This window comes from Nocardia sp. NBC_00511 (assembly GCF_045161165.1).
In the GTDB taxonomy this organism is placed as follows: domain Bacteria; phylum Actinomycetota; class Actinomycetes; order Mycobacteriales; family Mycobacteriaceae; genus Nocardia.
This window is the reverse complement of sequence record NZ_CP107849.1, coordinates 8,072,889-8,089,924: the sequence shown is the minus strand read 5'-3', so window position 1 is coordinate 8,089,924 and position 17,036 is coordinate 8,072,889. Positions and strand designations below refer to the sequence as shown.

The 17,036-nt window shown below is 69.5% G+C and carries 15 protein-coding genes; 5 read left to right on the top strand and 10 right to left on the bottom strand.

Annotated features, from left to right (window positions below; all coding sequences use genetic code 11):
• The first annotated feature begins 31 nt into the window (after positions 1 to 31).
• Positions 32 to 937, top strand: a complete 906-nt coding sequence (locus tag OG300_RS37435) for a LysR substrate-binding domain-containing protein (RefSeq protein WP_405489365.1) — start codon at positions 32 to 34, stop codon at positions 935 to 937.
• A gap of 81 nt (positions 938 to 1,018) precedes the next feature.
• Here the strand turns inward: OG300_RS37435 and OG300_RS37430 are convergent, their stop codons facing one another.
• A complete protein-coding gene (locus OG300_RS37430) occupies positions 1,019 to 2,581 on the bottom strand; it encodes an NAD(P)H-hydrate dehydratase (protein WP_405489363.1) in 1,563 nt (520 codons plus the stop codon).
• Positions 2,582 to 2,760: 179 nt separating this feature from the next.
• Here OG300_RS37430 and OG300_RS37425 point away from each other — a divergent pair, with 179 nt between their 5' ends.
• Positions 2,761 to 3,189 carry a cupredoxin family copper-binding protein gene (locus tag OG300_RS37425; RefSeq protein WP_405489361.1) on the top strand — a complete coding sequence of 143 codons (429 nt, stop codon included), beginning with the start codon at positions 2,761 to 2,763 and terminating at the stop codon, positions 3,187 to 3,189.
• 15 nt (positions 3,190 to 3,204) lie between these two features.
• Here OG300_RS37425 and glmS read toward each other — a convergent pair whose 3' ends face one another.
• A complete protein-coding gene (gene glmS / locus OG300_RS37420; protein ID WP_405489359.1) occupies positions 3,205 to 5,073 on the bottom strand; it encodes a glutamine--fructose-6-phosphate transaminase (isomerizing) in 1,869 nt (622 codons plus the stop codon).
• 190 nt (positions 5,074 to 5,263) lie between these two features.
• Here glmS and OG300_RS37415 point away from each other — a divergent pair, with 190 nt between their 5' ends.
• Positions 5,264 to 6,127 (top strand): dienelactone hydrolase family protein, encoded by an 864-nt coding sequence (locus tag OG300_RS37415; protein WP_405489357.1) that lies wholly within the window; start codon positions 5,264 to 5,266, stop codon positions 6,125 to 6,127.
• A gap of 322 nt (positions 6,128 to 6,449) precedes the next feature.
• Here OG300_RS37415 and OG300_RS37410 read toward each other — a convergent pair whose 3' ends face one another.
• The 4 genes from OG300_RS37410 to OG300_RS37395 all read right to left on the bottom strand — a co-directional run bounded on the left by OG300_RS37410 (position 6,450) and on the right by OG300_RS37395 (position 9,468).
• Entirely contained in the window at positions 6,450 to 8,444 is a 1,995-nt protein-coding gene (locus OG300_RS37410; RefSeq protein WP_405489355.1) for a hypothetical protein, read from the bottom strand.
• The gene (locus tag OG300_RS37405; RefSeq protein ID WP_405489353.1) at positions 8,441 to 8,761 is read right to left on the bottom strand and encodes a hypothetical protein; all 321 of its coding nucleotides are present in this window, start codon (positions 8,759 to 8,761) and stop codon (positions 8,441 to 8,443) included. The genes OG300_RS37410 and OG300_RS37405 overlap by 4 nt, the downstream gene beginning before the upstream one ends.
• A gap of 73 nt (positions 8,762 to 8,834) precedes the next feature.
• Entirely contained in the window at positions 8,835 to 9,146 is a 312-nt protein-coding gene (locus OG300_RS37400; protein WP_405489351.1) for a DUF6802 family protein, read from the bottom strand.
• A gap of 103 nt (positions 9,147 to 9,249) precedes the next feature.
• Positions 9,250 to 9,468, bottom strand: a complete 219-nt coding sequence (locus OG300_RS37395; protein WP_405489350.1) for a PspC domain-containing protein — start codon at positions 9,466 to 9,468, stop codon at positions 9,250 to 9,252.
• Positions 9,469 to 9,585: 117 nt separating this feature from the next.
• Here OG300_RS37395 and OG300_RS37390 point away from each other — a divergent pair, with 117 nt between their 5' ends.
• Complete coding sequence (locus tag OG300_RS37390; RefSeq protein ID WP_405489348.1) at positions 9,586 to 11,229, top strand: ABC-F family ATP-binding cassette domain-containing protein; 1,644 nt, start codon at positions 9,586 to 9,588, stop codon at positions 11,227 to 11,229.
• 73 nt (positions 11,230 to 11,302) lie between these two features.
• On the opposite strand, the gene glmM is transcribed toward OG300_RS37390, so the two are convergent.
• The 3 genes from glmM to rplM all read right to left on the bottom strand — a co-directional run bounded on the left by glmM (position 11,303) and on the right by rplM (position 13,809).
• Positions 11,303 to 12,679, bottom strand: coding sequence for a phosphoglucosamine mutase (glmM, locus tag OG300_RS37385; RefSeq protein WP_405489346.1), 1,377 nt, complete (start codon positions 12,677 to 12,679; stop codon positions 11,303 to 11,305).
• Between the two features lie 168 nt (positions 12,680 to 12,847).
• On the bottom strand, positions 12,848 to 13,369 hold the full coding sequence (rpsI, locus tag OG300_RS37380) for a 30S ribosomal protein S9 (RefSeq protein ID WP_405489344.1): 522 nt from the start codon (positions 13,367 to 13,369) through the stop codon (positions 12,848 to 12,850).
• Positions 13,366 to 13,809, bottom strand: coding sequence for a 50S ribosomal protein L13 (gene rplM, locus OG300_RS37375; RefSeq protein ID WP_405489342.1), 444 nt, complete (start codon positions 13,807 to 13,809; stop codon positions 13,366 to 13,368). Before rplM ends, rpsI begins: the two co-directional genes overlap by 4 nt.
• 319 nt (positions 13,810 to 14,128) lie before the next feature.
• Here rplM and OG300_RS37370 point away from each other — a divergent pair, with 319 nt between their 5' ends.
• Positions 14,129 to 14,767 carry a hypothetical protein gene (locus tag OG300_RS37370; protein WP_405489340.1) on the top strand — a complete coding sequence of 213 codons (639 nt, stop codon included), beginning with the start codon at positions 14,129 to 14,131 and terminating at the stop codon, positions 14,765 to 14,767.
• Here OG300_RS37370 and OG300_RS37365 read toward each other — a convergent pair.
• Positions 14,684 to 16,963, bottom strand: coding sequence for a hypothetical protein (locus OG300_RS37365; protein ID WP_405489338.1), 2,280 nt, complete (start codon positions 16,961 to 16,963; stop codon positions 14,684 to 14,686). The genes OG300_RS37370 and OG300_RS37365 overlap by 84 nt on opposite strands.
• Between the last annotated feature and the right edge of the window lie 73 nt (positions 16,964 to 17,036).

Below are 17,036 nucleotides of genomic sequence, written 5' to 3'. Positions count from 1 at the left end.
AGGTTTCTATACCCGAGCGTAAGCTGAGCTGATGCTCGATGTGCGCCGCCTGCGGCTGCTGCGCGAACTCGCCCACCGCCACACCATCGCCGCGGTCGCCGACGCCCTGGCCTACACGCCGTCGGCGGTGTCGCAGCAGCTGACCGCGCTGGAACGCGAGGCCGGAGTGCCGCTGCTGGAACGCACCGGCCGCAGCGTCACCCTCACTCCCGCCGCTCTACGCCTGGTCGAGCACGCCGAAACCATCCTCGCCGTCCTGGAGCAGGCCGCCGCCGAACTGTCCTCCGCCCGAACGGAACTCACCGGCACCCTGCGCATCGGCGCCTTCCCGAGCGCGGTCCGCAGCATCCTGTCCCCCGCCCTGGTCACCCTCAGCCGCGACCACCCGCGCCTGGAACTCCTTGTCACCGAACTGGATCCGATCGCGGCCCCACCCGCCCTGCGCGCCGAAACCCTCGACATCGCCCTGCTCCAGGAATACGACTACGTCCCCCTCGGCCCCGAACCCGGCCTGGACACCGAGCCGCTGTTCGAGGAAACCGTCCACCTCGCCACCCGAACCACGGAACCCCCTGTCACCCAGCCGGATTCCGAAACCCTGGCAGCCCACGCCGATTCCGCCTGGATCGCGGGCACCCCCGGCACCCTCTGCCACGAACTCACCATCCGCGCCTGCCAGGCAACGGGATTCACCCCCCGAATCCGCCACCACGCAGACGATTTCGGCACCGTCCTCGCCCTGGTAGCAGCAGGCCAGGGCGTAGCCCTAGTCCCCGACCTCGGCACGCAACCAACCCCTGACCAGGTGCTGCTGACAGCTCTCCCAACCCGCCGCCGCACCCATCTCGCATACCGCCGCGGCACCGCCACTCACCCGGTGATCTCCGCCGCCCGCACCGCCCTGCACTCCGCCGCCGAAATCCACACGGCCACCTGACTCTTCCCAGTGGCGGCCGACTTGCTCCGACCCACCCGCGAAACGCCGCCACCGCTGGACGGCCGGTAGCCGGCGGGCCGGTCAGCCGGCGGCCAGTTCGCGGAGGGTGCCTATCGCGGTGCGGAGGTGGGAAAGCAAGGGGGAGGCGGAGATCGGGGCTCCGGCGGTGGTGTCCGTGTGGGCGGCGAGGTTGGCGGCGAGGGCGTGGGCGCGGGCGGCGGCAGCGGCGGACCAGGCCGGGGATTTGCCTGCCGCGAGGAGGGCGGCGATGACGCCGGAGAGGACGTCGCCGGAACCGGCGGTGGCGGCCCAGGATCCGCCTGCCTCGTTGACCGTGACCGGGTGGCCGGGGGTGGCGATGAGGGTGGCGCGGCCCTTCAATAGGACGGTGACCTGCCAGGAGTCGGCGAGTTTGCGGACCGCGGAGACGCGGTCGGGGCCGGGGTCCGCGCCGGTGAGGCGCTCGAATTCACCGGCGTGCGGGGTGAGGACGGTGGGGGCGGTGCGGCCGGTGACGAGGCTCGGGTCGGCGGCCAGCAGGGTCAGGCCGTCGGCGTCGACCACGACGGGGAGGTCGGTGGCGAGGATTTCGGCGAGGCGGTCGCGGGCGGCGGCATCGGTGCCCGCGCCGGGACCGAAGACCCAGGATTGGACGCGTCCGGTGGCGGAAACCGATTCGGCGGCAATCACTTCCGGGAAGTGGGCCAGTACCTGTTCGGCTCCGGCGCCCGCGTAGCGCACCATGCCGGAGGTGGCGGCGACCGCGCCGCCGGTGCACAGGATCGCGGCACCCGGGTAGGTGGCGCTGCCCGCGCAGACGCCGGTGACACCCTGCGTGTACTTGTCGTCGCTCGCGCCGGGCACGGGCCAGTCGCGGCCGATGGACCGCGGCGGCAGCGCCACCAGGTTCGCGGCCGGAAGCCGTAACCCTATGGGCACCAGTTCGATTCGGCCGCAGTACGGTGCGGCCATGGCATGCACGGGCTTGTGCGCGCCGAACGTGACGGTGACGTCCGCGCGGACAGCCGGGCCGGTGACCACCCCGGTGTCCGGGTCGACCCCACTGGGCAGGTCGGCGGCGATGATCGGGCAGCGCACGCCCGCAACGAGTTCGGCGGCGACCGGTCGCAGCGGGCCGCGTCCGGAGATGCCGACGATGCCGTCCACGACGAGGTCCGGGGTGCCGAGCAACTCCAGGACTGCGTCGGGCACAAGGGAAGTCGTGCGCGCGAACTGACGCAGTCCGGCATTGCGCGCGCCCGGCACCCCGACATCGAAGCGCAGCGTCTCGGGTGTAGGTGGAGCCTCGACCAGCCGCCCACCCGTCCGGCGCAGTGCCGCCGCGCCCTGTGCGTGCACCCGTTCGGGCGTGAGCAGGACGGCCCGCACGGCGACTCCCCGCCGCCGCAGGAACGATCCCGCCCACAGCACGTCGCCCCCGTTGTCGCCGGAGCCGACCAGCAGCGTCACGGTGCGTCCGGCCACCGTCCCGGTGCGGGCGCGCAGTTCCCGCGCCACCACGTCGGCGAGCCCGAAAGCGGCGCGCCGCATGGGCATTCCGTCCGCGACCCGGGTGAACAGTTCGGCTTCTGCGGCCCGTACCTCGTCGGCCGTGTAATACCCGAGCACCGCCGGTGTGTCCATGCTGCGCCTCCCGTGACTGAGACTCCGCGAGGCTCACGCCCCGCCTGCCTGCGACCTCCGCAGACTACTCCGGTGGCCGCCCGGCGATTTCCCGCGACACCACCGCTCGTCGCGGACCGGTGCAGGTCAGCGCGGTGCCCGCGAACCGGCCGCTACCTGCGGGGGTTACCCTGGCTGCCATGCCGATCCGCCGCAACACCGCCGCCCGTGCCCTGCTGCTCGCCACCGTGGTGGCGGGTGCGTTAGTGACCGGCGGCTGCGGTAGCGACAGCTCCAAGAGCTCCGCCACCTCCACCACGGCGACGGCGGCCAGCACCGGCGCGTCGGCGACCTCCACCGGTCCGGCCGCACCCGCCGCGGTGACAGTCGAGGTGAAGGACATGAAGTTCTCCCCCGCCGACATCACCGTGAAGGCCGGGGACACCGTCACCTGGAAGTTCGACGATCGTTCGCCGCACGCGGTACAGGGCATCGGCGATACGGCGCTGGGCATCAACAGCCCGATCATCCACAAGGGCGAGTGGAGCTACACCTTCAGCACGCCCGGCACCTACCGCTACCTGTGCCCGCTGCACCCGGAGATGAAGGGCACCGTCACCGTCCACTGACGGTGCCCCCGAGCACTATTCGACGGTGACCGACTTGGCCAGGTTGCGCGGCTTGTCGACGTCGTAGCCGCGCGCCATCGCCACCTCGGCGGCGAAGATCTGCAGCGGGACGGTGGACAGCAGCGGCTGGTAGAGCGTTGGGGCCGAGGGGATTTCGATCAGGTGGTCGGCGAACGGGCGCACCGTGTCGTCGCCCTCCTCGGCGATGACGATGGTGCGGGCGCCGCGGGCCTGGATCTCGCGGATATTGCTCAGCAGCTTGGAGTGCAGGACCGCGCGGCCCTTCGGCGACGGCATCACCACGAACACCGGCAGCCCGTCCTCGATGAGGGCGATGGGGCCGTGCTTGAGTTCACCGGCGGCGAAGCCCTCGGCGTGGATGTAGGCCAGCTCCTTGAGTTTCAGCGCGCCCTCGAGTGCGACCGGGTAGCCGACGTGGCGGCCCAGGAACAGCACGGTGGGCACGTGTGCGAAGTGGCGCGCGATCTCGCGCACGTGGTCGGCGGATTCCAGGACGCGCGCGACCAGCTTCGGCATCGACTCGAGTTCGGCGAATTCGCGCGCCACCTCGTCCGGGTACTTGGTGCCGCGCGCCTGTGCGAGGGCCAGACCGACCAGATAGTTGGCGGTGATCTGCGCCAGGAACGCCTTGGTGGAGGCGACGCCGATCTCCGGTCCGGTGCGGGTGTAGAGGACGGCGTCGGATTCGCGGGGGATCTGCGCGCCATTGGTGTTGCAGATAGCCAGGACTCGCGCCTTCTGATCCTTGGCGTGCCGGACCGCCTCCAGCGTGTCGGCGGTCTCGCCGGACTGGGAGATGGCGACCACCAGGGTGGAGCGGTCCAGAACCGGGTCGCGGTAACGGAATTCGCTGGCCAGTTCGACCTCGACGGGCAACCGGGTCCAGTGTTCGATGGCGTACTTGGCGAGCAGGCCCGCGTGATACGAACTGCCGCAGGCGACGACGAAGACCTTGTCGATCTCGCGCAGTTCCTGTTCGGCGAGCCGTTGTTCGTCGAGGACGATCCGGCCGTTGGTGAAGTGACCGATCAGTGTGTCGGCGACGCCACTGGGCTGCTCCTCGATCTCCTTGAGCATGAAGTACTCGTGGCCGCCCTTCTCGGCGGCGGCCAGATCCCAGTCGATGGTGAAGGGGCGGGTGCGCACGTCCTCGGTGTTGCCCGCGAAGTCGGTGACCCGGTAGCCGTCGGCGGTGATGACGACGGCCTGGTCCTGCCCGAGTTCGACTGCCTCCCGGGTGTGTTCGATGAAGGCGGTCACGTCGGAGGCCACGAACATCTCGCCCTGGCCGACGCCCACCACGAGCGGAGTGGAGCGGCGGGCGGCGACGATGGTGCCCGGATGGTCGGCGTGCGTGAACACCAGGGTGAACGCGCCCTCGAGGCGGCGCACCACCGACAGCGCGGCCGCGACGAAGTCACCGGCGGTCTCGCCGGTGGCGTACGCGCGGGCGACCAGGTGGACGGTGACCTCGGTGTCGGTGTCGCTGCGCAGTTCGACACCCGCTTCCTCGAGTTCGCGGCGCAGCGGCACGAAGTTCTCGATGATGCCGTTGTGCACCACGGCGAGGCGCTCGGTGTGATCGCGGTGCGGGTGCGCGTTGCGATCGGTGGGCGCGCCGTGGGTGGCCCAGCGGGTGTGTCCCATGCCGGTCGCGCCCGCGAACCGGGCCGAACCCGTTTCCGCCAGTTCGGCTTCCAGGTTGGCCAGGCGGCCCGCCTTGCGTTCCACCGACAGCCCGCCGACGCCGTCGAGGATGGCGACTCCAGCTGAGTCGTAGCCGCGATATTCCATGCGGCGCAACGCATCGACCACTACGCCGAGCGCATCCCGGTACCCCACATACCCCACGATTCCGCACATGGGTAACCAGCCTAACGGGGCGAGGCCCGGCATCGAATCCGAGTCGTGGTGATATCGAATCCGAGTCTGGGTGACGGAGAATCGGACTTTGGGTTGCGGAGTATCGGACTTGGCGTGACCGGCGAATCGGAGATGATGTCCGACCGGGCGAAACACCCCAAGCGCGCCCGCATCGGATAGGTTCTAGTCCGTGTCGGCGTCTGTGAAATCGCTCCTGAGCACTTTGACCCTGCGCGGCCCCCACGATGTGCTGCGCGGCAATCTCGGCATCGCCGGGCAGCCCGGCGTGGTGTTCACGCCGGGGAAGGGCCTCAACCTGCCCGCTGTCGCCTTCGGGCACGCGTGGCTCACCGGGGTCGGCAACTATCGGCGACTGCTGGAGCATCTCGCGTCGTGGGGGTATGTCGCCGCCGCGCCCGACACCGAGCGCGGGCCGATCCCCTCGCACCTGAACCTGGCCACCGATCTGCTCACCACCCTGGACATTTGCGCCGGGGTCCGTTTGGGCACCGGCAATGTCAGCGTGGATCCGAAGAAGCTGGCACTGGTCGGTCACGGCATGGGAGCGGGCGCCGCCGTCATCGCCGCCTCTCAGCGCGACGTGGCCGCGGTCGCGGCCCTCTACCCCTCCCCCACCGCTCCCGCCGCGGAAGCCTTGGCCCCCAAGATCGATGCCCCCGCCTTGATCCTGGCCGGTGCCGACGACATCGACTCGGTCAGCTCCAACGCCACCCCCCTCGCCTCCGCCTGGGGTGAAGGCGCGATCCTGCGCACCCTCGACAAGGCCACCCACAACGGCATGGTCGAAGGCCGCCGCGCCCTCGCCGCCCTCGGCGCGGGCAAGCACGAACCCAAAACCGAACGCCTCACCCGAGCCCTCCTCATCGGCTTCCTCAACTACACCGTCCTCGGCGACAAGAAGTACAAGCCCTTCGCCGACCCCGAATCCCTCATCCCCCACACCACCTACGTAGACCCCGACGCGGTCGACGAGGAACCCGAACAGCCCCAGAAACTCCCGGTCCTCCAACTCATCCAGGCCCTGCGCAAGTAGCGACCTATCCGGGCCGCCGAGCAGGTCCACCGGCCCCGGAAGTGCGCCGACTTGCCCTGCCCAGCAGGCAATCTCGCCGAATGAACCCTGACCTTGCGAACACTCACGGGGCTCGGATGGCCAGGCCGGGAGACAGCACCGCAGCGACCCCGGCCGGTCCAGCCGCAGTGTCGATCAGGCGGAGTACACGCGCCTCGATTCTGATCGGCCGTAGAGATCGGTCGGTTGGACGCCGGATTGCGCTGTCCCGCACGTGATGCCCTGAGCATTTTCGGTCCGCCCGGGTCGTTTGCCACCTAGGGGCGTGGCGCGGTGGTGGGGGTCAGCCTGTGGTGGGCGGGGATTCGGGGATGGGGGTGCCTCCTTCTGGGATTTCGACGGAGTGGTCCGGGGTGCCGGGGTTTGGGTTTGGGCCGAGCGTGGGGGGCTCGATCGCAGGTTCGGGAGTGGGTCCGGCTGTGGGCTGAGGGGTGGATTCAGTGGTTCTGTCGGGGATTTCGGTGGGTTCGTCCGGGATGTCCAGGGACGGCTGAGGAAGGTCGGGGTGGGCTGAATCGTCGGCCGGGGGCGTGTCTCCGGTGGGCGATGAACCGTTGCCGGGGGTGATGCCGGAAGGGCCCGGCGGCTGATCGGGACATGGACATCGGGTGGGCTCGGGTTGCCCGGAAGTGGGACCGGGTTGGCACTTCGGGGCGGCGGGGTCGACTGGTGTGGGTTCGGTTGGCCCGGGCGGGAGTTCGGTCGATGGGCTCTGCGTGCCTTGCGAATCGTGCGAATTGTCAAGTGGGACTCGAGTTTCTGTCGGCACGGGCGAAGTGCCGTCGACGGAGGGCGGGGTTGGAGGCGAATCCGACGGGGTCAGGGTCGGGGTACCGGACTTGTCGGTGGTGAGGGTGAAGGTGTGGGTTTCGCCGGAAGGGTCGGTGATGGCGAGGGTCATGGTGCCGTCGGGGGTACGGGCGAGGGTGAAATGTTTTCCGGCGAGGTCGAATTCGATCTTGCCGGTGGGCACGGATGAGGTGAGGCTGCCTGTCGGTGGCGTCTCGGGTTCGTGCGCTTTGCTGGTACTCGAGACGGCAGGAGATTCGGTGTTCGGGGTGCCGGGAGACTCCGGGGCGCTGGGCGAAGTGGTGCTGGTCAGGGTGCCGAGTTTGCTGAGGGCGGTGGATATTCCCTGCTGGAGGCCGGATTCCAGTTGGGTTACGGCTTCTTTCAGCGCGGTTGCGAACTGGTCGGACTGGGGTGTCACGGTTGAGAGTGACGGGGACAGCGACTCTCCGGCGGATGGGGGCTGGAAGGTGTTCGACGGTCGAACCTCCGGGTCGGTCGATTGGCCGGAGGTTGGCCGCTGCTGTTGTGTCCGGGTGTCCGGCTTGGGCTCGGTGTCGCTCTGGGCGGGCGCTGTGGATGCGGCTTCGGGCGCAGTCGATGCGGGCGCAGTCGATGACGGTGGCGCGGGCGAGGGCTGTGACTCGAAAGACGGCTGCGGTATGGGCGACGGCCGGGATGTGGATTGCGGGTAGGTCATGTGCCCGGTACCGGGAGGCGGATCGGAGGACTGGGCCGGTGGAAGAGACTGAGGTGTGCGGGTATTCGGCTGTACGGCGGCATCCGGCTGCGGGAGCAGTTCGGCGGCCGGATGGGGGTACGGAGTATCGGGGAGTTGGTTCAGGGCGGTGACGATCGTGCGGTAATGGGAATCGACTGCCTGGTCGGTGGTGTCGCAGATGGCCGTGAAGGCGGCGAGTTTGCGGTCCACGTCAGGGCGGAAGACTTCGGCGAGCCACGGGTTCGGGCCTGCGGCGATGAGGGTTTCGATGTCTTCCGGGGTTTTGCCGCCGAGAGCGATGCGGGGTTCGCCGCCGCCCTGTTCGAGCAAGGATCGGGTGTGCTCGGCCTTGGCGAGGACTGCTCGGCGCAGTGGTTCGAGAGCGGCGGTGATCGCGCCGGAGGCGGCGCGGCCGGTGTCGAGATCGTCTCGGGCACGGCGCAATTGGGCGTTCACGACGGCGAGGGCTTCAGCGCCGGTACCGCCGGTCCACGCGGAGGGCAGTGCATGCGCGATGCCGCGGTGCGCGGTCCACTGGGTCTCCGCGTCCGCGAGAGATTTGTCGAGTTCGGCTCGGGCGGTGTCGAGGCCGTCGAGATCCAGCTGCCGCTGCTCGTCGTAGCGGGCTTGCAGTTCCGGCAGGCCGGGGCCGGGTGTGGTTCCGAATGCCTTGCCGTACAGGGGCAGGAATCGCTCCCAGTACTCCAGTCCGGGCGCACCGTAGTCGAGGATGTCGTCGACGGACTTGCCCGCGGGGTCGAAGCTCATCGGTCCACCTCCGCCAGCGCGGTGCTCCGATCCCGGTCGATGCGGGCGTATTCGGCTGCGGCACGGTCGAATACGTCCGCGGTGGCGGCGGCCGCGGTACCCCACTGCCGCAGGCAGCCCGCAACGCGTTCGAAGCCATCATGGACAGCACGCCCCTGCGCTGCGTAGTTGCGCCCGGCACTGTCACCGCCGACGCCGAAGGCGTGCTCGTCGACCGCGCGTGCCCGCTGGGCCAGTGCGGTCGACTCTTCACGCAAGGTTGTGGCCATCGCGTGCAGGGCGGCCACCCGCACGCCGAAATCGCCCGATCCCCCCACTGATTCCCCCTAGGCTCGCTACCGGGCGGAGTTCCCCCACCGCCCGGCTGCTCGAATTACCAGCTACCCCGGCCTATTTGCCGCCGAGCCGCCCGGTGTCCATGCGTACCCATTCGGTGGTGCCGTCCGGGTTGTGGTGGAACTCCCAGGCGGCGAAGTCACCTCCGGTGTCGACGACGGTCACGTGGTCGGCGTAGCCGTCGTGATCGAGGTCGGTCCACACCTGCATGGCGCTGTCGCTGCTGGTGGTCACGGTGTCGAGTAGGCCGTCACCGTCGAGATCCTGGGTGGGGTGCTGTAGCTCTACTGCGCCCAGCCCACCCAGTTCCGAGTGCGCGTCGAGATTCGGCAGATCCAAACCAGGAAGATCACCGGATGTGACCATGTTGTGCGCTCCTCCGCTGTGACGTGAATTCATCCTGTCACCCCGCGATGCGGCCCGCACCACCTTCATACCGAATGTGGATAACTCTGCGCCTGGGGATAACTCAGCCGCGCGGGATGATGATCCACAGCGCGATGTAGAGCAGGAACTGCGGTCCGGGCAGCAGGCAGGACGCCACGAAAAGCACCCTGATCAGGTTGGCGTTCCAGCCGGTGTACTGCGCGAGCCCGCCGCACACGCCACCGATCCACTTGTCGTCGCGGGAGCGGGTGAGCTTCTTGGGGGCCTGGGTGGGAATCTGGGTATCGAATGGTGCGCTCATGACTCCACTGTGCCGATCGCACCCACCTCCCGGCATCGGTCCCGATACCCATTCCGACCCTGAACTTCCCGAGGCCCGACGTCAGGGTGTCACCCCGAGCAAGGCAGAATCGCCCTGGTGAGCACCACTCTGCACGCCCGCGGACTCGCCGCCGGACACGGTGAACGGACCCTGTTCTCCGACCTCGATCTGGTCCTCGCCCCCGGCGATGTGATCGGACTGGTCGGCGTGAACGGCGCCGGCAAGTCGACCCTGCTGCGCATCCTGGCCGACGGCCGCGCCCCCGAGGGCGAGATCGTGCTCAGTCCCCCTGACGCGACGGTCGGCTACCTGGCCCAGGAGCCCGAACGCGTCCCCGGCGAGACCGTGCTCGAATTCCTGCATCGCCGTACCGGTGTCGCGGCCGCCCAGCAGGTCATGGACGCGGCCGCCGAACGCCTGGCCGACGGCGGCGAGGACGACTATTCGCCCGCCCTGGAACGCTGGCTGGCTCTGGGCGGCGCGGACATCGAACAGCGCGCCGAGGAGGTGTCCGCCGAGCTCGGCCTCACCGCGAGCCTCCCGAACGGCCTCGACACCCACATGACCGTGCTGTCCGGCGGTCAGGCGGCCCGCGCCGGGCTGGCGTCGGTGCTGCTGTCCCGCTTCGACATTCTGCTGTTGGACGAGCCCACCAACGATCTCGACCTGGACGGGCTCGCCCGTCTCGAACAGTTCGTGACCGGTGTCCGCGAACCGCTCATGGTGATCAGCCACGATCGAGAGTTCTTGGCGCGCACCGTGAACAGCATCGTGGAACTGGATCTGGCCCAGCAGCAGGTCGGCGTCTACGACGGCGGTTACGACTCGTATCTGGAGGAGCGGGAGATCGCGCGCCGCCACGCCCGCGAGGCGTACGACGAGTTCGCCGACACCAAGGCCGGTCTGGAGGCGCGCGCGAACATGCAGCGCAACTGGATGGAACACGGTGTCCGCAATGCCCGCCGCAAGTCGAAGTCGGATTCCGACAAGATGGGTCGCAAGGCCCGCGCGGAGGCCACCGAGAAGCAGGCGTCGAAGGTCAAGCAGACGGTGCGGCGCATCGAACGCCTGGACGCGGTGGAGGAGCCGCGCAAGGAGTGGGAGCTGCGCATGTCCATCGCGGCGGCCCCGCGCGGCGGTTCGGTGGTGGCGACCCTGTCGAACGCGACCGTGACCCGCGGCGATTTCACCCTCGGCCCGATCACCCTGCAGGTCGACGCCGGTGACCGCATCGTGCTCACCGGCGCGAACGGCGCGGGCAAGTCCACCCTGCTCTCGACGCTGCTGGGAAAGACGAAGCCGGACAACGGATCCGCCACCCTCGGCTCGGGAGTCGCCATCGGCGAGGTCGATCAGGCACGCGGCCTGTTCCGCGGAACCGACACCCTGGCAGACACTTTCAGCGCGCTGATCCCCGATTGGCCCGAGGCCGAGGTCCGCACCCTGCTGGCCAAGTTCGGCCTGCGCGGCCCACATGTCATGCGCCCCAACGACACCCTCTCCCCCGGCGAACGCACCCGCGCCGCCCTGGCCCTGCTCCAGGCCCGCGGCGTCAACCTTCTGGTCCTCGACGAGCCCACCAACCACCTGGACCTGCCCGCCATCGAACAGCTGGAGCAGGCGGTCGAATCCTTCGAGGGCACAGTCATTCTGGTGACCCACGACCGCCGCATGCTCGACAACGTCCGAGCCACCCGCCGCTGGCACCTGGACCGAGGCCGGCTCACCGAAACCCAGTAGTGCCCAACGACATCCGCCACCGCGGCCGAGCGGGAGTATCGGCCCGGCAAGGAATTGCCGGGCCGATAGTCGGTCAGACCGCGGCGACCAACTTGGCGAGGTCGCCCGCCAGGCGGTGGGCCTGGTCGAGGTCGGTGGCTTCCACCATCACTCGAATGAGCTGCTCGGTGCCGCTGGGGCGCAACAGGATCCGTCCGGTTTCACCGAGGGTGCGCTCGGCCTCGGCCACTGCCTCCAGCACGGAGGGGTCGATGGCGACGGCGGCCTTGTCGGAGACCGGCACGTTGAGCAGGATCTGCGGGACCGTCTGCACGATGCCCGCCAATTCGGCGAGGCTGCGGCCGGTTTCGGCCATGCGGGCCATCAGTTTGAGGCCGGTAAGCACGCCGTCGCCGGTGGTGCCGGAGGCGGGGAAGACCACGTGCCCGGACTGTTCGCCGCCGAGGGTGTAGCCACCGCTGCGGAGGTCTTCGAGGACGTAGCGGTCGCCGACCCCGGTGGTGCGCACGGTGATTCCGGCTTCGCGCATGGCGATGTGCAGCCCGAGGTTGCTCATCACGGTGGCCACCAGCGTGTTGTCCGCCAGTGTGCCCGCGTCGCGCATGCCGACGGCGAGCACGGCCATGATGGCGTCACCGTCGACCACGGTGCCCGCGGCGTCCACGGCCAGGCAGCGGTCGGCGTCGCCGTCCAGGGCCAGTCCGAGGTCCGCGCTGTGTTCGCGCACGGCCTGCTGAACCTTGTCGAGATGGGTGGAACCGCAGCCCTCGTTGATATTGAGGCCGTCGGGTTCGGCGTTGATGGCGATGACGGTCGCGCCCGCCTCCCGGAACGCGGCCGGTCCCACCTCGGCGGCCGCGCCGTGCGCGCAGTCCAGCACGACGGTCAGCCCGCGCAGGTCACGCCCGGTGGCCTGCAGCAGGTGCTCGACGTAGCGTTCGTGGGTGCCCTCGATGCTGTAGCGGTCGTGCGCGTCGTACACGTGCCCGCCGAGGCCGGCGCTGCCCAGGATCCGCCCGATCCCCGCCCCGATGGGCCGGTGGAACGCGCCCTCCGCGATGAGCGCCTCGATGCGGTCCTCGATCGCGTCGTCGAGCTTGTGCCCGCCCGCGGCGAAGATCTTGATGCCGTTGTCCGGCATGGGGTTGTGCGAGGCCGAGATCATCACGCCGAGGCAGGCGTCGTACACGCCGGTAAGGTAGGCGACGGCCGGTGTCGGCAGCACCCCCACCGACAGCACGTCCACGCCCGCGGCGGTCAGACCCGCGGTGACTGCGGCCTCCAGCATCTCCCCGCTGGCGCGCGGGTCGCGTCCAACCACGGCCAGCGCACGCTGCTTGCCGCGGCTCAGAACCTGTGCCGCGGCGGCCGAAACCCGCAGCGCCAGTTCCGGACTCAGCGAGTCGTTGGCGAGTCCGCGGACTCCGTCGGTGCCGAACAAACGTCCCATTACTCACCCCTGCGTGGTAGATACAGCACGAGAGCAGACACCCGGCCGGTTCGAAAACCGTTGGCGGGAGCCTGCTCTCGTACAGGATGCCGTGTAGACCGTACCGTGCCCGACCCCCGCAGGAGTCGGGCACGGCAGTGCCTGACGGCGACTGTGTTGCTTAACTGATCAGCGCTTCGAGTACTGAGGCGCCTTACGGGCCTTCTTCAGGCCGTACTTCTTGCGCTCGGTGGCACGCGGGTCACGGGTCAGGAAGCCGGCACGCTTGAGGGCGGGACGGTCGTCCGGGGTGACCTCGATCAGCGCACGCGCGATGGCGAGACGCAGCGCGCCCGCCTGGCCCGAGGGGCCGCCGCCGACGAGGCGAGCGAAGATGTCGAAGGACTCGACGCGCTCGACGGTGACGAGCGGGGACTTCACCAGCTGCTGGTGCACCTTGTTCGGGAAGTAATCCTCGATGGTGCGGCCGTTGAGCACGAAGTTGCCGGAACCCGGCACCAGGCGCACGCGAACGACGGCTTCCTTACGGCGGCCGACGGTCTGCACCGGGCGGTCGATGATGATCGGCGCGACGAAGGTCTCGTCCTCGGTGTACTCGGCCTCGGCCTCGTACCCGTCACCCTCCTCGACGACCTCGACGGTGGTGTCTTCCACGACGAACTCGTCGTTGAATTCCTCAGGAGCGGTCACTGGGCCACCTGCTTGATCTCGAAGGGGATGGGCTGCTGCGCGGCATGCGGGTGCGTCGGGCCGGCGTAGACCTTCAGCTTGCCGACAATGCTGTTGCCCAGCTTGTTCTTCGGGATCATGCCCTTGACGGCACGCTCGACCAGACGGTCGGGGCGGGAGTCCAGGATCTGGCCCACGGTACGGCCCTTCAGACCACCCGGGTGACCGGAGTGGGTGTAGAGGACCTTGTCGTCGCGCTTGTTGCCGGAGATGGCAACCTTGTCCGCGTTGATGATGATGACGAAGTCGCCACCATCGACGTTCGGAGCGTAGGTCGGCTTGGTCTTGCCGCGCAGCAGGTTGGCTGCCTGGACGGCGAGACGGCCGAGCACTACGTCAGTGGCATCGATGACGTACCACTGGCGGGTAACGTCACCGCCCTTGGGGCTGTACGTAGGCACAGTGCATCCCTGTCTGTCGTAGGTTTTGCCAGCCAAAAGCGTGTGGTCGAGCTGATCCCGGCGGCCGGTGAAGACCCGGGGCTCGTGCGACAACCGGTTGCCCGGCCGTACCGCACGCCAACGAGGTACCTTACCAGCGCCCTTCCCGACGGCTGAAATCACCCCGGACCGGCCTCGACGGCCGAATTGTGACCTCGGGCACGACCGTGACCGGAAATGGTTGCGGACACTGGAACTGTTGCAACTTTCGAGTACCCGCTCCCGACACAGAGCGTCCAGGGTTCGCGACCACGGACGCGTCGTACCCTCGGAGGCCATCATGACGACCGGCGTATCCGCGAATCCCGTCATTCCTGTGCATCCGCACGCGGCCTCGATGCGCAGGCTGTTCCTGACCGCGGTCACCGGCAGCTTCGTGTTCCTCATCCCGTGGATCGCCTACCTGTCGGTGAGCCTGCCGTCGCGGCACGAGGTGAATCAGTGGGACATCGCCTGGGTCGGGTTCGATTTCGCGCTGGTCGCGGCCATCGGGGTCACCGCGCTGTGCGCCTGGCGGCGACGGCAGCTCTTCATCCCCTCGGCGATGATCACCGCGACCCTGCTGGTCTGCGACGCCTGGTTCGACATCGTGCTGGATTGGAACACCCCGGACCTGTGGTCGGCGCTGCTCACCGCGGCCGTCGGCGAACTGCCGCTGGCCGCCCTGCTGTTCTTCTCCGCGCGGCGACTGCTGCGCCTGACCATCGAGCACGCCTGGATCCTGACCGGCCACACCGGTCCGGCCCCGCAGCTGTCGCGTCTCGAACTGCTGGCCTCCGCGCGGTGGCTGCAGCCCGAGACGCAGACGGTGCTGGTCACCGAGCAGGTGCTGGTCTCAGATATGGATGGGCGGACCGGGATCGACGCCGCGCACGGGGCCCGGAATGGTGTAGCGCAGGGTGTCGACCCCGAGGCGTAGGCAGTCGAGGGTGCGCCCGACCGTGGCGATACCCGGACGCGCGTCGCCGAAGACGAAAGGCGTGACCGCACAGGGCTCGTCGACCGGATGCGCGGTGGCGGCCGCGGGCAGCACGGTGTCGGACGCCGAATGATCCGGGGTCCAGCCCGCCGCGGTGCTCACCGCCGCGCCGTCGCCGTGCACGCCGAGCGCGGCCAGGGTGGCGGCGCCGATGATAATGGGCGCACCGAAGAGGTTGTCCTTCATCTTGTTCCACAACCGGCCCTTGCGCCGCCGGTCGGAATCACCGCCGGAACCCGAATCCGATTGCCCGGCGGCATCTTCCGGTTGTTGCGAACTCGACTGACGCGCCCCCTGGGACATCGATCCACCGTACCCCGCACCGGGCTGGCCAGGAGCGTTTCCGCCCGACCCAGCAAAACCTCCGCGACCGGAACCGGACGTATCCCCCTCGGCCCCATAGGGACCCGGGGTACCGGACGGCCCGTATCCGCCGCCCGGACCGTAACCGCCCTGAGCGCCGTAACCACTGGCCGGACCGTATCCGCCGGGACCGTAGGGAGCGCCCGGTTGTCCGCCAGCGGGACCGTAGCCACCCTGTGCGGCGGGATCGGCGCCGCCCGGGTTGTTCGCCGGACCGTAGCCCGGATAGCCGCCCTGCCCGGGCTGAGCACCGTAGGCGCCGGGATGCTGGCCGTAACCGCCCTGACCGTAGGGTCCCGGCTGGCCGTAGGCCGGAGCGCCGCCCTGCTGCGCACCCGGACCCGGTTGTGCCGCAGCCGAACCCGCGCCGTAGCCCGGGTCCGCGGCGGGCGGCTGCTGGCCGTATCCCGGAGCGGGCGTGCCGGTCTCGCCGGGCCGTCCCACGACCGTCAGCTGATCGTCGGCGGGTGAACCCGGCGGCCGCATGAACCGGCCGCCGACACCCTCGAGCCCGGGCGGCAGCGTGCCGCGACCGGACGGGCCGGACGCGGAACCCTGTGCGGCGGCGATATCTTCGGCAGTCACCCGCCTGGTGACGCCCTCACCGGTCTCCACAGCGGCGTGCCGACCCGATTCCGCCGCACCGGTTCCGGTGCCCGCGGCGATGTCCTCGGCGGTGACGCGTCGGGTCACGCCCTCGACGTCCGCCTCGGCCACCGGTTGCGGGCCCGTGTGGGTGGGCCGGGCGGAAGATGGCTGCTCCGTGGCGGATTCGGCCGAAGGCGGTGAATCCATGTGCCGGGGAACGAGTTCCGGCTGATTGGTCAGTGGCTCGGGCTGGCGCTGCAACGGCTGCCCGGGATCCGGCACATGCCGTGGCCCCTGCTCCACCGGCCGCGCGTCGGCGGCGGGCGCCGGACGGTCGTAGGCCGGGTCGCCCTCGCTCTCGGCGACCATCAGGTGGGTCGCGCCGAGCACCAGGGCGTGCATGGGATGGTCGGCCACCTGGAAGCGGTGCCCGAGGTGGTTCTGGAAGGCCAGGCGCAGGGCGTCGTTGAAGCAGACATTGCCCGACAGCAGCACCGTCGAGGTGTCGGCGTTGATCGCGCGGGCCGCCGCCATCACCTCGATGACGACATTGTCGGCGGCCCGGGCCTCGTGCAGCGCGTCGGCGGTGATGGCGACGCTGACCGATTCGGTGGGCTGGTCGTCGTCACCGTGCACGGCGACCACCAGGCATTCACGACCATCGGAGTAGACGCCGACGGCGCCGACCGCGGGACGTCCCCGGCCGCCGCCGCGCACCAAGCCGAGGGCACGCAGATAGCCGGAGAGCGCCACCGATTCCGGCAGCGCCTCGGCGGGCACGCCGAGCTGCTCGACCAGGCGCACGTACTCGTCGACCTTGGGATCGGGCCATTCGTCCGGGAACGGCAGCGCCAGCACGTCTGGCTGGGTGCCGAGGTGTTCGATCACCGAGGCCAGCGGATTGTGCATGCGCGCGCGGAACACCAGTTCGGCGGGCCAGGTGGCCCCGGCGACCACGATCTGCGGGTGCCCGATGATGTCGCGCACATCGGAGATGGCGATGCCGACGTCGGGACGCCGGTCCACGCCGGCGGTGTGCAACCTGCCGGACGCGTCCGCAAGCAGGTACGCGGGCGGTGTATATGTACCTTCCACCAGGACCGGGCGGATGGAGGAGCCGCCGCCACCGGCGGCCACCGACACCACGTCCCAGCCGAGATGCACTGCCCCAACTCGAGCCGTCACAGTCATCAGTTTGCCTGCTCGACTCGTAGCGTGCGCGACCGAATCCACACTTCGCACCCCGGCCGGGTTCGGA